Raw genomic sequence first — 15,106 nt, 5'->3', positions numbered from 1 at the left:
ATATTCGCGGCTATGGAAGAAATCTATAGTTATTACAAAGAAAATATCGACGCTTATACACGGCGCTTGGGTAATTTGAAAAAGAAGATCCATTTGATGGGGAGTATCCGGTTGGCTTTAGTGGTGGGAGCGATCCTCTCCTTATGGATATTCAGGGATGAGAGTTGGCAATGGCTGACAGGGATCACCTTCGCTTATATCATCCCGTTCGCGCTCCTGATGTGGTACCATAATAAAATGTACGCACGAAAAGTATACGCCGAGACCTTGATCAAACTGAACGAGGATGAGCTAAAAGGACTGGACTATGATTTCAGTGCGTTCGACGGGGCGGCCGATAAGATCTCGGGCGAGCACTCTTTCTGCTTGGATCTGGATGTGTTTGGAGACCGCTCCTTGTTTCAATCGCTCAATCGTACCGTAACCGGGTTCGGGCGGGAACGACTGGCCGGTTGGCTCTCGAATCCCTTGACGGATAAGAAGGAGATCGTCAAACGGCAAGAGGCTGTCAAGGAATTAGCGACTTTATCCGCCTTACGGCAGCATTTCTATGTGACGGGAATCATCCGGCAGGACACGCAAGATACGAGAGACAACGATATCAACTTTATGGACCGACTCACTCAGCGTAAGCATAAATTCGTTGATAGCCTACCGTGGAAACTATTGATCTGGGCGGTCCCAGTGTTGTGGATCGTATTGGGTATCGCTTACTCGCTGGATTGGATCAGCGGGAGTTTATTGAATATTTATTTCTTAATCACGTTAGTGATCGCTTACGGACGAGCCAAGGAAATCAATGCGCTTTACGCGACCGTCAATAAGATGGAGTCTATTTTCAATCGGTACTCAAAGCTGATGCAATGTGTGGAAGAAGATAATTTCCAGTCGGAAGAGCTGAAAGAGATCAGCGGGCAATTAGCGAATGAGAAGGAATTGGCCTCGCATGCTATCAAACGCTTGTCGTCGTATATCGGAGGATTAGACCAACGATTCAGTTTGGCGGGTATCATTTTCAATCTCTTCTACTTGCGGGATACACGCCATGCCATCCTTTTGGAACGCTGGATTCAGACTTACTCCGATAAACTTCCGCTTTGGTTCGACGCGCTGGCTCGTTTCGACGCGCTGAACTCGTTGGGTGGTTTCGCTTTCAACCATCCGGAATACATCTATCCGGAGATTGCCGACACTTATTTCCAGATGGAAGGCAAGGCTTTGGGACATCCTCTTTTGAACCGGGAAGTCTGCGTAAAGAACGATATCGATATCCGCAAAAGTCCTTGGTTCCTGATTATCACCGGAGCGAATATGGCCGGAAAAAGTACATACCTCCGGACGATCGGTGTCAATTACTTATTGGCTTGCGTAGGCGCTCCGGTCTGCGCCGCCTCCTTGACGGTTTATCCCGCCCACATGGTTACCAGCTTACGTACCTCGGATTCCTTGGCTAGCAACGAGTCTTATTTCTTCGCGGAGTTGAAACGGCTGAAAATGATTATCGACAGGCTGCAAAACGGGGAGAAGCTATTTATCATCTTGGACGAGATCTTGAAGGGAACAAATTCTATCGACAAGCAGAAAGGCTCTCTTGCCCTTATGAAACAGCTGGTCGCTTATAAGGCTTGCGGCATCATCGCCACCCACGATTTAGTGTTGGGTACTTTGGAGGAAGAGTTCCCGGAACAAATAAAGAATTACCGCTTCGAAGCGGATATAAAAGACGAGGAGCTATCCTTCTCTTATCAACTAAGAGAAGGAATAGCCCAGAATATGAATGCTTGTTTCTTAATGAACAAGATGGGAATCTTGTTTAATTGAAAATTGAGACAAGTGATAAAATAACTGTCACTTGTCAACTGCCAACTACTTTTTGTATTTGGTTTTGATTGCGGGTAGGACTTTTTGGATTTCCGCTATACGAGTGGCATCACTGGGGTGCGTACTCATAAATTCCGGCGTAGAGCCACTCTTTCCGGCGGACATCTTTTGCCAGAAGTTGACTGCCACGTCCGGATTGTATCCCGCCATAGTCATGAATACCAATCCCATATAATCCGCTTCCGACTCGTGCTTACGGGAGAAAGGAAGCATTACGCCATACTGCGCTCCCACACCATATACCGTATTGGCCGCTTGCTGTACCGCCGCACTCTTATTGCTTACGGCCGCACCTAAAATAGCCGCCCCGTATTGGGCCATTAGTTGCTGGCTCATACGCTCATTGCTGTGTTTAGCTACGGCATGGGCGACCTCATGCCCGATGACTACCGCCAATTCATCGTCCGAGGAAACCAATGGCAGCAATCCCTCGTACACCACGATCTTGCCGCCTGGCATACAGAAGGCGTTCACCTGCGGATCATTCACCAAATTAAACTCCCAAGAGAAGTTTTTTACCTCATCCGCCATCCCGTTCGCCCGCAAATAGTCCTCCGTAGCGGCGGCTATCTTCTTTCCGACCCGGGTTACCATAGCGCTCTTGTTCACGTTCGTCGATTTTTTCGCCGTCTTTATATAATCGTTATACTGGGTAAGGCTGGACGATAACACCTCTTGGTCCGAAACCAACAGCACTTGCTTACGTCCTGTCAACGGTACGCTGGAACAGCCTGCCAATAAAAGCAAGGCCACGAATAAACTTGCTATTTTTCTCATATCCTTTTACTTGAAATTAAACCTGATACTCTCTTTTTAATAACGCAAAGATACTACCATTTTGTTCAAAACGACCACACCCTTTCGTTCTTTCTATAGGAAGTATTAGCCTTTCCTTTGAATGACATTCATCATCTATCATCCGTTGCATGATCATCCACCAATTGGTAGATGATCTTCTAACAGCTGTTGCATGATCATCCAATGGCTGATAGAAGACGAATATAAATAGATGAAATGCCTAACACTTACAGTGATTAAACCTAAGCTAAGCAGGAAAATCCCTTACCCCCTACTTATATCAGAAAAAAAAGCCCTTGATTGTATATTTATTCAACAATACTCTTTATATTTGCAGCCTGTTTTGCATAAATATACAACATGAGTACAAAGAAGGAACGATTGGATGCCATTTGCGGTATTATACAAACGAAGGTGATAAGTAATCAAGAAGAACTGCTTAAAGAGTTGGAAGATAGCGGATTCTCGGTTACGCAAGCTACGCTTTCCCGCGACATCAAGCAACTGAAAGTAGCCAAGGTACACGACGGAAACGGAGATTATGTATATCGCCTTCCCGAAGAGAGTATAAGCAAACAAGCACAGCCTGAAGGCAAGAAAAAGCCGAATATCGAGTTTTCCGGAAACTTAGCGGTGGTGAAAACACGACCGGGTTACGCCATGGGAATCGCCTCGGACATAGACTCCCATGCCCCCAGCGAGATACTGGCCACCATAGCCGGAGACGATACGATCTTGGTAATCCCCCGCAACGGTGTGAGCCAAGAGAAGGTGATTGCCGCTTTATCACATTTTATATAAAAGGAAAAAACTAAGAATAAACAATAAAATGGAACAAGAAATAGAAATTGATGTTATGATCGCTGATGCCTCTCACGAGGTATATGTGGATACGATCCTAGATACGATCGAGTCTGCCGCTAAAGTCCGGGGCACGGGTATCGCCAAACGTACGCACGAGTATGTGGCCCAGAAGATGAAAGAGGGCAAAGCGGTGATCGCCTTGGCGGGAAACGAGTTCGCCGGGTTTAGTTATATCGAGTCATGGGGAAACAAGCAGTACGTGACTACCTCCGGCTTGATCGTGCATCCGGATTTCCGGGGCTTGGGTATAGCGAAACGCATCAAAGACATGACCTTCCAGCTTGCCCGCATGCGCTGGCCGAAGGCGAAGATATTCAGCCTTACCTCCGGCGCTGCCGTGATGAAGATGAATACCGAGTTGGGATATGTACCGGTTACGTTCTCCGACTTGACGGACGATGAGGCTTTCTGGCGGGGTTGCAACGGTTGCGTGAACCACGATATCTTGGAACGCACCGAACGTAAGTATTGCATCTGCACAGCCATGCTGTTCGACCCGGCCGATCCGCATCGTGCGCAACGAGAGCGGGAGGCACGTAATCAGACTAAAAAGGACTAAATTAATACGATAGAAAAACAACATAAAATAGAGAAACGATGAAGAAGAAAGTAGTAGTAGCGTTCAGCGGAGGTTTGGATACCTCATTCACGGTCATGTATCTGGCTAAAGAGAAAGGATACGAGGTATACGCCGCTTGCGCTAACACAGGTGGTTTCAGCGAGGAACAATTGAAACAAAACGAGGAGAACGCCTATAAGCTAGGCGCCACGAAATACGTGACGATCGACGTTACGAAAGAGTATTACGAGAAGAGCTTGAAGTACATGATTTTCGGAAACGTGCTGCGTAATGGTACGTATCCGATCTCCGTAAGCTCCGAGCGTATCTTCCAAGCCTTGGCGATCGCCCGCTACGCAAACGAGATTGGCGCCGACGCTATCGCCCATGGTTCTACCGGAGCCGGTAACGACCAGATCCGTTTCGATATGACTTTCTTGGTATTGGCTCCGAACGTGGAGATTATCACGTTGACCCGCGATATGGCCTTGAGCCGCGAGGAAGAGATCAACTACTTGAAGGAGCACGGTTTCGAGGCCGATTTCACGAAGTTGAAATATTCCTATAACGTAGGTCTTTGGGGAACCTCTATCTGCGGCGGCGAGATTCTTGATTCCGCGCAAGGATTGCCCGAGAGCGCATATTTGAAACAGGTGGAGAAGACTGGCAGCGAGCAATTGCGCATCGAGTTCAAGAACGGTGAGGTTCATGCCGTGAATGGTGAGGTGTTCGAGGATAAGATCGCCGCTATCCAGAAGATCGAGGAGATCGGGGCCGCTTACGGTATCGGCCGTGATATGCACGTGGGCGATACGATCATCGGCATCAAGGGACGGGTCGGTTTCGAGGCTGCCGCTCCTATGTTGATTATCGGGGCGCACCGCTTCCTAGAGAAATATACGTTGAGCAAATGGCAACAATACTGGAAGGATCAGGTAGCGAACTGGTACGGCATGTTCTTGCACGAGAGCCAATATCTGGAACCGGTGATGCGCGATATCGAGGCGATGTTGCAAGAGTCTCAGCGCAACGTGAACGGTACGGCTATTCTGGAGCTTCGTCCGTTGTCCTTCTCTACCGTTGGCGTAGAATCTGAGGACGACTTGGTAAAGACGAAATTCGGTGAGTACGGAGAGATGCAGAAAGGCTGGACCGCCGAGGACGCTAAGGGCTTCATCAAGGTTCTTTCTACTCCGTTGCGTGTTTATTATACGAACCATAAAGACGAAGAGATATGATTAAATGCGGAATTATAGGCGGAGCGGGTTACACGGCGGGTGAATTGATCCGCCTGCTCCTAAACCACCCTGATGCCGAGCTTACATTTATAAACAGTAGCAGTAACGCCGGTAACAAGATCACGGACGTGCATGGTGGTCTTTATGGCGAGACGGATTTGGTGTTCACCAGCGAGTTGCCGTTAGATAGCATCGACCTTCTGTTCTTCTGTACCGCTCATGGCGATACGAAAAAGTTCATGGAGAACCACACGGTTCCCGAGAACGTGAAGATTATCGACCTGAGCATGGACTACCGGATCGAAGGCCCGGAGCACGATTTCGTGTACGGCCTGCCGGAATTAAACCGCCGCCGAATTTGCAACGCCCGGCATATAGCGAACCCCGGTTGTTTCGCTACTTGCATCCAATTGGGCGTATTGCCGTTGGCGAAGCACTTGATGCTGAATTCCGACTTGCATGTCAATGCCATCACGGGTTCTACGGGAGCGGGCGTGAAGCCTTCTTCCACCTCTCACTTTAGCTGGCGCAACGACAACATATCAATCTATAAGCCTTTTACGCATCAGCACTTGGCCGAGATCAACCAGAGCTTGAGCCAGTTGCAGAAGAGCTATTCAAGCCGGATCAACTTCATCCCCGTACGCGGTAATTTCTCCCGTGGTATATTCGCCACGACATACATCGATTGCAAGATCGACTTGGTAGAGATCCGACGTATTTATGAGGAATATTATGATGATCACAGCTTCACGTTTATCACTGATAAGAACCCGGATTTGAAACAAGTGGTAAATACGAATAAATGCTTGATCCACTTACAGAAAATAGATGATAAGCTTCTTATTATCTCTATGATCGATAACTTATTGAAGGGCGCTAGCGGCCAAGCGGTCCACAACATGAACTTATTGTTCGGGTTGGAGGAGACGGTTGGCTTACACTTAAAACCCTCTGCGTTTTAAAAAATACTATAAAGATGAATTTATTCGACGTATATCCATTATTTAATATAGAGATCGTACAAGGCAAAGGATGCCATGTATGGGATAGCGAGGGAAACGAGTACCTCGACTTATATGGCGGCCATGCCGTGATCTCGGTGGGTCACAGCCACCCTACTTACGTAAAGGCGATTACCGAGCAGGTAAATAAATTAGGCTTTTACTCGAACTCGGTTATCAATAGCTTGCAACAAAAATTAGCGGATAAGCTAGGGAAGGCTTCCGGCTACGATGATTATTCGTTGTTCTTGATCAACTCCGGAGCGGAGGCGAACGAGAACGCGTTAAAACTGGCCTCTTTTCATAATGGCAAGAAGCGGGTGATCGCATTCAAGCACGCCTTTCATGGGCGTACCTCCGCCGCCGTCCGTGTCACGGATAACCCAAAGATCATCGCTCCGGTAAATGAGGATCTAGCGGTTACTTATCTTCCATTGAACGACGCTTCCGCCGTAGAGGAAGAGTTGAAGAAGGGGGATGTATCTTCCGTGATCATCGAAGGTATCCAAGGTGTAGGTGGCATCCAGTTACCAACGGATGATTTTATGCGTAAGTTACGCAACTTGTGTACGGCTTATGATGCCTGTCTGATCTTGGATGAGATCCAGTCCGGATATGGAAGAAGCGGTAAATTCTTCGCGCATCAATATGCCGGTATCAAGCCGGATTTGATCTCAGTAGCGAAAGGTATCGCCAATGGCTTCCCGATGGGTGGGTTATTGATCAGCCCGAAATTCAAGCCGGTTTATGGTATGCTCGGCACTACTTTCGGCGGTAACCATTTGGCTTGCGCGGCCGCTATCGCCGTTCTCGATATTATGGAAGACGAGCGTTTGATTGATAACGCGGCGAAAGTGGGTGCCTATTTATTGGATGAGCTTCATAAACTTCCGGGTATCAAGGAAATTCGGGGCCGTGGTTTGATGATCGGTATCGAGTTCGAGGAATCTATCAAGGAAGTACGTAGCAAACTTCTCTTTGAGGAGAAAGTGTTCACGGGTGTAGCCGGAACCCATACGATCCGTCTGCTTCCTCCGCTTTGCTTGACGATGGATGAGGCCAAGGAATTTATCCGTCGCTTCAAGAAAGTCCTAAACGCTTAATTGTTCTTTATTTCATAAAAAGGGAGGATGTCTGAATTAGTGTCCTCCTTTTTTCCATTCCTCCCCAACAGCGACGTAAATTAAGTATCACCCTTTGTCAAAAAAACATCATTCCCTTTTCCGAAAAAATACTAACTTTACGCAGTCTAAACTTTGAGTCTCTAATTACTAATGAACACGATCGATGAAATATCTATTTATAGGAGTATTCACTTTATTGTGCCTATTTGCCTGTCAATCTAACGATTCCAAATACATCATAGAAGGCACCCTACCCACCGCACAGCAGGATGGGGAATGGATTTATCTGGCACCCATGGAAAACGCCTCAATCGAAAATATCGATTCTACGAGAATAGAGAACGCACGGTTTACTTTCCAAGGAACGGGAGAAGAGATGAAAGTCCTCCGTATGCGCATCCTTTTGCGTCTCAAGTTCCAAGAGCTACTGGTCGTAACGGAACCGGGTGTGACCTCAGTACGGATAGACTCCATCAGCTCGGCCTCCGGTACACCGCAAAACGACGCCTTGCAGCATTGGAAAGACCGGAAGCAAAAGACCGATAGCGAATCCTATGCCCTATGGACAGCGCTTAAGACTTGCTCGCCGGAAGATTCCATCCGCATCAAGCAGACATGGGATTCCTTGAGAGTAGAGACGCAAGCTTTTAATTATGCGTTCATGAAAGAACATATCAACCAAACGGTCGGGAAATTCCTCTATAAGATGATAAAAACCTCCTTGACCGAAGAGCTACGAAAGGAACTGGATGAAGCGAATCATTAAACAGGATCTGTCGATCACGCTAGCGGTACTGGCGATAGCGATCTTCGCTTTCTTCTTCTGGATGTACCCCTATCATTTGTTCCACAAAGAGCAAATGATGCTGTTCTTGTACAGCGGCGAGTTTCTCCGTGGATATTTTCAGGAGGAAGCGTGGCTGGCTTGTCTCACCGGCGATTTCCTCACGCAATTCTTTTATTATATCGGGGGAGGCCCGTTCATCCTAAGCGTTGTCTTAACTTTATTTGCCCTGCTTACCTATCAGACATTCCGGCAATTCGTCAGCAAGAGATACGCCCTTCCTCTTATGATACTACTTGTATTATGGGAGGCCGGAAGGTCTTGCGGACTCGCCTATCCGTTATCCGCGACTCTCTCCTTGATCGGAGCAGAAGGTGTTTTCCTGTTATATAGCCGGAGCCAAACTGAGGGGCAACGTCTTCTTACCTGCATTCCCGCCATGCTTCTTTGCTATTGGTGCTTCGGGTACGGGGCATGGCTCTGTCTGGCCCTTATGCTGGCCGCCGGAATCATAGCGCACCATCAAAAGCTAAGTGCCCTGCTTGCGGCAGGTATATTACTTCTTCCAGCGACCCAATATCCCGCTACCACTTGGTGGAGTAAGCCGGATCTCGACCGGGAGTATGTACTCAGCCTCGATGTGGAACATTATTTCGGAAATATACAAAAGATGAGGAAACATCTCGAGACAGACCGCCAAATCCTTTGGGTGACCTATTACCGGAACCTGTACAATGCCACGCATCCGTCCGAGATCAACTCACCCGTATCTCTCTCCCGGAACCTCCTAGCGTGGAATCAACCGGGTACGAATGGGTTGATCCTCCCCGTGAACCCATCCGCTTCTTTTCTCTCTATCCTATTCGCTAACGAGTTATGGTTTACGTTAGGAGATATGACCATGGCCGAGCATTGCGCCATGCTAAGTATGATCTTCTCTCCCCGCAATTCGGGTAGCCGTATGATCAAACGGCTGGCTGAGATCAATCTGGTCAATGGGGATGATGAGGCAGCTCTTAAATATCTACGTATATTAGACAAGACACTCCTTCATAAAAGCTGGGCCGAAAAGAGAATACCCGGTCAGCAAACCCCGCGAGTAAAGGAGTGGCTGGAGAAGAAACGCAGAGACATCCCGACCCAAGACCATCTACGTTCCGGTAACGATGCCGTGACTTCCTTACGGAACTTAGTCGCCTCGAACGCCGGCAATCTCCGTGCTTACGAATACTTACTCTGCTATCATTTACTCTCTAAAGATCTCCGTTCTTTTGTAGAAGATTATGTACCGGGTAAGGTCTCTAGTTCCATTTTCGCCGAGGCCCTGCTGATCCATCTCGCCCGCCAAGGTAATATCCGTGCGGAAGAGCTTATAAAATACCAAATCCCGGTAAAGATAGCGAAAGAATTCGCCGATTATACCCGGCTTTATGAGGCAAAGGACACGAGTTTGAAAGAGAAATACGGCAAGACCTATTGGTTCTATTATCATTTTGCGACCACAGAGCCCGGAAAGGAGAGTAAGCCATGAAAGAAGCAAGAATCATGAAAGAGAACATAACCTATTACCTCGTCTGGATAATCTGCTTGCTGGCAGGATGTACCCCTACCCCGAAGCAAATAGAGGATACCACAGACCCAATCCCCATGTATCCCGATTATACGGATATCATGATTCCCACGAATATTGCCCCTCTCAACTTCTTATTGAGAAACGATGCGGACGCTATGCAAGTAACCTTAAAAGGGAAATCAAAAGAGATACAATTATCTTTCGGAAAGAAAGCTATTTTCCCTTTAAACCTATGGGAAAGCCTTTTAGAGCAGGAAGTGGGCAACCGCCTGCAAATAACCGTAGTCGCCCGTATCAAGGGTAAATGGTTTCGTTACCCCTCTTTCTACTGGCAAGTAGTTCCGGAGAAACTGGATAGTTACATAAGCTACCGGCTTATAGAACCCGGCTACGAGGTATGGAACAAGATCCAATTATGCGAGCGGGAGATCAATACCTTCGAGGAACGGGTTATTGCCGACAACAAAGATACCGACGGTTCTTGCATGAACTGCCATATTTACGGAAATAAGAAAGGAAGTTTATCCATGTTCCATTTACGGGGAAAGCAAGGAGGCACCCTGCTGAACCGTAACGGACATTTGAGGAAGTTGAAATTGAGCAACGACAGTCTGCCGAATGGGGCTGTCTATGGCGATTTCCATCCATCGGGGCAGTTCGCCGTTTTTTCCACGAATATTATCATCCCTGCTTTTCATTCGTTAGGAAGTAAGCGGTTGGAAGTCTATGACACAACCTCCGACCTAGTGGTCGCCGATTTCAGAAAGAAACAACTCATCACCTCCCCATTGACTAGCCGGAAGGATGAGTTAGAGACCTTCCCTACCTTTTCGCCCGATGGGAACTGGATCTATTATTGCTCCGCTCCCATCCAGCCGTTGCCCGATAGCATCCATAGCCTAAAATATTCCCTATGCCGCATATCTTTCCATAAAGATACCAAAGAATGGGGCCAACGGATCGAGACCGTATGGGATGCCCAGAAGCATAATGGCTCCGCCTGCCATCCCAAGATATCGCCCGACGGTAAATACCTGCTTTTCACGGTAGCCGATTATGGAACCTTCCCGATCTGGCACCGAGAAACAGACCTGCATATGATGAACCTCCAGACCGGGAAAATAGATACCTTACCTGCCGTCAACTCCGATAAATCGGATACCTACCATAGCTGGTCCTCTAACAGCCATTGGTTTGTCTTTGCCAGTAAGCGGGATGACGGACTATACGGAAAGCCTTATTTCTCTTACGTGGATAGTACGGGAAAAGCCTATAAACCGTTCGTACTCCCGCAAGAGGATCCGGAACATTACGATATCACGTTGAAATCTTATAATATACCTGAATTATCCACTAGCGAGCTTCCTTTCGACGCTGAAGATGTACAAGAGATCTACTACGACGAGGAAGCTGAGACTTTTAAATAATAGAATCATGGAAAATACACGTAAATATAGATACATAAGAGGAATCGCCTCCTTATTATTCGGCTGTGCGATTTGCCTGTTTTGGGGACTTTATTATCCTCATCATTTACATTACCACGAGCAATTCCAGTTATTCCTGTTCACGCCGGAATATGGAATCGACAAATGTCTCCATCCCGGAGGTATCGCTGAATATATAGCGGAGTTCCTGACGCAGTTCTATTATTTCGCTTGGGCAGGGGCTACTATCTTGGCGATCGTTCTCGTGCTTATCCAACGGCAAATAAACTGGCTGGCCAAACAAATGGGGACTTCCGACTTTTGGTATCCGTTCAGCTTTCTCCCCTCTATCCTGCTCTGGGTATTTTTATGTGATGAGAATGCCCTGCTGGCATTCCCTGTCTCCATAACTCTCGCCCTCTTCGCCTTAATCATCCAGCGAAAAATCACTCATCCATGGGGACGAATAATCTATACGCTCCTAATAATGCCGGTACTCTACTGGATCGTAGGTGGTGGGGCCTATTTCATCTTCGTTATCGGAGTAGCAATCGGGCATTGCATCAAACCCGTACCAATCGTATCCAACAAATCCTATATATGGATTCCTATCTACATCTTGCTTGGAATCCTATGCCCCCTATTGGCACAAAGCCTTACGCAATATCCATTGCTTAGCCTCATGACCGGCATCGATTATTATCGTTTCCCCATGATCGTTCCCAACACCCTGTTACTTGTTATTGCTACCGTTGCCATAACCCCCGGGGCACTTGCTTTATTTCCCCCACCCGTAAAGAGCACTAAGGCATGGATGGGTATTATCTCCACCCTGCTCCTTATCGGTGGTGGCACATGGATCTATGCCGCCAGCAATTCGGATAAGGAGGAGGCTATGAAATACGACTACCTCACCCGCATGAAACAATGGAACCAGATCATCAAGGCGGCGGAAAACAAAGAGCCTAATTCTCCTTTCTCCGTGACCTGCTTAAATCTGGCTCTCGCCAAGACCGGGCAATTAGGGGATCGCATGTTCCATTTCTACCAAAATGGAACGGAAGGATTGATCCCCACCTTCCAAAGAGATTTCACCTCACCGCTCCCTACCAGCGAGATATTCTATCATCTGGGAATGATCAACTCCTCACAACGCTATATGTTCGAAGCGATGGAGGCTATCCCCGACTATAAGAAAAGCGGACGTGCCTATATGCGTCTGGCCGAGACCAACTTGATCAATGGACAATACGCTGTCGCCGCCAAATACCTGCGGGCTTTGCAGCATACCTTGTTCTATAAGAAATGGGCGACCAACGCCATGAGCTATCTAAATAACGATGAAAAGATAGAGAAGCATCCCGAATGGGGATGGTTGAGAAAAGCCCGATATACAGAAGATTTCTTGTTCAGCGACACGGAAATGGATGTCATGCTAGGCTTATTGCTGCAACATAACAAAAGTAACCGGATGGCTTTCGAGTATATGTTAGCCTATGTCTTGCAAAAGAAGGATCTGGAACGTTTCATGAAATATTATCCGCAGGGAAAAGATCTGGGCTATAACCACATACCCATCTCTTATCAAGAGGCATTGATTTTCATTTGGACACAGCAGCATCCTAATTTCCAAGGCCTTCCTTGGAGCATCTCCCGCAACGTATTGGAAGGGGTAAGCGAGTTCGCCCGTGTTTATATGACGCAGAAAGACTCCGAGCCTATCCTTCGCCCAAAATACGAGAAGACATTTTGGTATTACTTATTATTCAGAAAATAAACGGCCATGAGAAAGCTTATCTTATTATATAGTATATGTATAGCGTTATTTACCGCTTGTGGGGATTCGGTAGTATCCCCCGAACAAATAGAGAAATACCCGTCCATCTATCCGGATTATATCGGGGTGACAATACCCGCCACGATAGCACCTATGAATTTCTCTTATACGGATACCTCCTATGAGCGGATAGATGTTATCGTAAAAGGGTGCCAAGGCAAAGAGGTGCATATAAACGCGAAGCATGTCAATTTCCCGGAAAAAGAGTGGAAACAACTGCTCATCTCCAATCAAGGCGATAGTTTACTCTTTACTGTCAGTATCAAGCAAGAGGGTAAATGGAGTACTTACAAACCTTTCCCCATGTACATCAGCCCCCACCCGATCGATTACGGCTTAGTATACCGAAAGATCGCTCCCGGTTATGAAGTCTACAGCCGTATGGGTATTTATGAGCGTGATCTATCGTCTCATAAAGAAAGACCTTTGGTGGAAAACACGCTGGTCAAAGGTATGTGCGTAAACTGCCATGCCTTTAACCGTACGGACCCGAGCCATTTCAGTCTTCACATCCGAGGAACGCATGGAGCCACTTTTATGAGAACCGACAATAAGGATGAATACCTCAACACGAAAACAGATCAGACAATCGCCGCTTGCGTCTATCCCTACTGGCATCCCGGAGGCGAATATATAGCGTATTCCACGAACAACACCCGACAATCGTTCCATACGGTTAAGGACGAGCGGGTAGAAGTATTGGATTTGGAATCTGATATAGTCGTTTACCATCCGGCAGATCATCGTCTACTCCTTTGCGATTCTTTGCAAAAGAAAGACAGGTTCGAGACCTTCCCTGCGTTCTCCCCGGATGGTCGTACGCTTTACTTTTGTTCCGCCGAAGCTAAAAAGATTCCCGAAGAATATAAAGAGATAAGATATAATTTATGTAGTATCGATTTTGATCCCTCTGCCGGTACATTCGGGAGCCGTATCGATACGTTGGTGAACGCTGAGGCTTTAGGGAAAAGCGTATCTTTTCCCCGCCCTTCCTATGACGGCAAATATATTATGTTCACCTTATCCGATTACGGAAACTTTTCGATCTGGCATAAAGAGGCGAATCTATGGTTACTGGACTTGACAAGCGGAGACCTCCGCGAGCTATCCGAAGTAAATAGCGATGATACCGAAAGCTTTCACAACTGGAGTAGCAACTCCCGCTGGTTTGTCTTCAGTAGCCGCCGGGGTGACGGCCTTTATACCCACCTTTATCTGGCAAGCATGGATGAGAATGGCAAGATAAGCAAGCCCTTTCTCCTTCCCCAGGAAGATCCGGAAACCTATTACGATCGCTCTGTCTATTCCTATAATGTCCCGGATTTCGTCAATGCCCCTATTCTGCTGGACACGAAAGTATTTGAGAAGAGGATAACTTCAAAAGAGCGTATACAGGTTCAAGTTGGGAACTAGAAACCAAGGGTTACCAAAAACAATACACGGATCTTATAGAAAAAATAAATAATTCCATAAGATCCGTGTATTGGGTATAGTTCTATATCTAGATGTTCGCTATAGGTTCTTCAGCCATTTCTTACCGGATTTGGTATAAGTCCATGCAAGAAATATCCCCATTACCACGATAATAATTAAAAACAAAAATGTCATGTTATTCATATCTGTTATTATTTAAATATTCTATTTGCACAAACCGCAATCATTCCTGTACCTCCTAAACCTGTTATGAGCATTACCCACTGTGAAAAATCATTCGGATTCTTATACAACGGGATAACCCCACATATAACTACACCCGCAAAAGTCAGTTTCGCCAAATCATAAAAGAACTTTCCCAAATTCTCCTTTCGGGCTTTCTCTCATTCTCTCCCTTCCTTCACTTGTTCTTGTAAATCATTCCATTTTCCCATAGTCATTCTATTTGATTAATTAACATGCACAAAGATAACAATGAATTCCAAATCAAACAACCGTTCCGGTTAAAATGAAAATAATATCGCTATCAGATAAAATAATACTAGATTGTCTGCCCGATACCTCTTACATTTGCGTTCATAAA

General features: G+C 46.7%; 13 protein-coding genes. 11 read left to right on the top strand and 2 right to left on the bottom strand.

The features are described 5' to 3' along the window. The first annotated feature begins 12 nt into the window (after positions 1-12). Entirely contained in the window at positions 13-1,821 is a 1,809-nt protein-coding gene (locus tag HMPREF0999_RS20510; RefSeq protein WP_009276804.1) for a MutS family DNA mismatch repair protein, read from the top strand. Between the two features lie 45 nt (positions 1,822-1,866). Here the strand turns inward: HMPREF0999_RS20510 and HMPREF0999_RS20505 are convergent, their stop codons facing one another. Further along, on the bottom strand, positions 1,867-2,658 hold the full coding sequence (locus HMPREF0999_RS20505; RefSeq protein ID WP_009276803.1) for a M48 family metallopeptidase: 792 nt from the start codon (positions 2,656-2,658) through the stop codon (positions 1,867-1,869). Between the two features lie 381 nt (positions 2,659-3,039). Between HMPREF0999_RS20505 and HMPREF0999_RS20500 the strand changes: the two genes are divergently transcribed. The 10 genes from HMPREF0999_RS20500 (at position 3,040) to HMPREF0999_RS20455 (ending at position 14,502) form a co-directional block, all read left to right on the top strand. Continuing rightward, positions 3,040-3,480, top strand: coding sequence for an arginine repressor (locus HMPREF0999_RS20500; protein WP_005855227.1), 441 nt, complete (start codon positions 3,040-3,042; stop codon positions 3,478-3,480). A 28-nt stretch (positions 3,481-3,508) separates the two neighbouring features. Further along, the gene (locus HMPREF0999_RS20495; protein ID WP_009276802.1) at positions 3,509-4,102 is read left to right on the top strand and encodes a GNAT family N-acetyltransferase; all 594 of its coding nucleotides are present in this window, start codon (positions 3,509-3,511) and stop codon (positions 4,100-4,102) included. A gap of 38 nt (positions 4,103-4,140) precedes the next feature. Further along, positions 4,141-5,340, top strand: a complete 1,200-nt coding sequence (locus HMPREF0999_RS20490; protein ID WP_005855223.1) for an argininosuccinate synthase — start codon at positions 4,141-4,143, stop codon at positions 5,338-5,340. Further along, a complete protein-coding gene (argC, locus tag HMPREF0999_RS20485) occupies positions 5,337-6,305 on the top strand; it encodes an N-acetyl-gamma-glutamyl-phosphate reductase (protein WP_009276801.1) in 969 nt (322 codons plus the stop codon). Before HMPREF0999_RS20490 ends, argC begins: the two co-directional genes overlap by 4 nt. Before the next feature lie 14 nt (positions 6,306-6,319). Further along, positions 6,320-7,447 (top strand): aspartate aminotransferase family protein, encoded by a 1,128-nt coding sequence (locus HMPREF0999_RS20480; protein ID WP_009276800.1) that lies wholly within the window; start codon positions 6,320-6,322, stop codon positions 7,445-7,447. Between the two features lie 184 nt (positions 7,448-7,631). Continuing rightward, the gene (locus HMPREF0999_RS20475; protein ID WP_005855217.1) at positions 7,632-8,234 is read left to right on the top strand and encodes a DUF4369 domain-containing protein; all 603 of its coding nucleotides are present in this window, start codon (positions 7,632-7,634) and stop codon (positions 8,232-8,234) included. Continuing rightward, positions 8,218-9,783, top strand: a complete 1,566-nt coding sequence (locus tag HMPREF0999_RS20470) for a DUF6057 family protein (RefSeq protein WP_009276799.1) — start codon at positions 8,218-8,220, stop codon at positions 9,781-9,783. Before HMPREF0999_RS20475 ends, HMPREF0999_RS20470 begins: the two co-directional genes overlap by 17 nt. Continuing rightward, positions 9,780-11,252, top strand: a complete 1,473-nt coding sequence (locus HMPREF0999_RS20465) for a TolB family protein (RefSeq protein WP_009276798.1) — start codon at positions 9,780-9,782, stop codon at positions 11,250-11,252. Before HMPREF0999_RS20470 ends, HMPREF0999_RS20465 begins: the two co-directional genes overlap by 4 nt. A gap of 7 nt (positions 11,253-11,259) precedes the next feature. Beyond that, the gene (locus tag HMPREF0999_RS20460) at positions 11,260-13,029 is read left to right on the top strand and encodes a DUF6057 family protein (protein WP_009276797.1); all 1,770 of its coding nucleotides are present in this window, start codon (positions 11,260-11,262) and stop codon (positions 13,027-13,029) included. Positions 13,030-13,035: 6 nt separating this feature from the next. Further along, positions 13,036-14,502 (top strand): TolB family protein, encoded by a 1,467-nt coding sequence (locus HMPREF0999_RS20455; RefSeq protein ID WP_009276796.1) that lies wholly within the window; start codon positions 13,036-13,038, stop codon positions 14,500-14,502. Positions 14,503-14,714: 212 nt separating this feature from the next. Here the strand turns inward: HMPREF0999_RS20455 and HMPREF0999_RS23355 are convergent, their stop codons facing one another. Then, a complete protein-coding gene (locus HMPREF0999_RS23355; RefSeq protein WP_309567981.1) occupies positions 14,715-14,864 on the bottom strand; it encodes a hypothetical protein in 150 nt (49 codons plus the stop codon). Between the last annotated feature and the right edge of the window lie 242 nt (positions 14,865-15,106).

Source organism: Parabacteroides sp. D25 (assembly GCF_000307475.1).
GTDB lineage: Bacteria > Bacteroidota > Bacteroidia > Bacteroidales > Tannerellaceae > Parabacteroides > Parabacteroides distasonis.
This window is presented reverse-complemented; position numbering and strand designations above follow the sequence as displayed.

Coding starts and splice junctions, on each gene's coding strand:
- HMPREF0999_RS20455 (WP_009276796.1), top strand. CDS start 13,036: ATGAGAAAGCTTATCTTATTATATAGTATATGTATAGCGTTATTTACC.
- HMPREF0999_RS20480 (WP_009276800.1), top strand. CDS start 6,320: ATGAATTTATTCGACGTATATCCATTATTTAATATAGAGATCGTACAA.
- HMPREF0999_RS20460 (WP_009276797.1), top strand. CDS start 11,260: ATGGAAAATACACGTAAATATAGATACATAAGAGGAATCGCCTCCTTA.
- HMPREF0999_RS20495 (WP_009276802.1), top strand. CDS start 3,509: ATGGAACAAGAAATAGAAATTGATGTTATGATCGCTGATGCCTCTCAC.
- HMPREF0999_RS20510 (WP_009276804.1), top strand. CDS start 13: ATGGAAGAAATCTATAGTTATTACAAAGAAAATATCGACGCTTATACA.
- HMPREF0999_RS20490 (WP_005855223.1), top strand. CDS start 4,141: ATGAAGAAGAAAGTAGTAGTAGCGTTCAGCGGAGGTTTGGATACCTCA.
- argC (WP_009276801.1), top strand. CDS start 5,337: ATGATTAAATGCGGAATTATAGGCGGAGCGGGTTACACGGCGGGTGAA.
- HMPREF0999_RS20470 (WP_009276799.1), top strand. CDS start 8,218: ATGAAGCGAATCATTAAACAGGATCTGTCGATCACGCTAGCGGTACTG.
- HMPREF0999_RS20500 (WP_005855227.1), top strand. CDS start 3,040: ATGAGTACAAAGAAGGAACGATTGGATGCCATTTGCGGTATTATACAA.
- HMPREF0999_RS20465 (WP_009276798.1), top strand. CDS start 9,780: ATGAAAGAAGCAAGAATCATGAAAGAGAACATAACCTATTACCTCGTC.
- HMPREF0999_RS20475 (WP_005855217.1), top strand. CDS start 7,632: ATGAAATATCTATTTATAGGAGTATTCACTTTATTGTGCCTATTTGCC.
- HMPREF0999_RS20505 (WP_009276803.1), bottom strand. CDS start 2,658: ATGAGAAAAATAGCAAGTTTATTCGTGGCCTTGCTTTTATTGGCAGGC.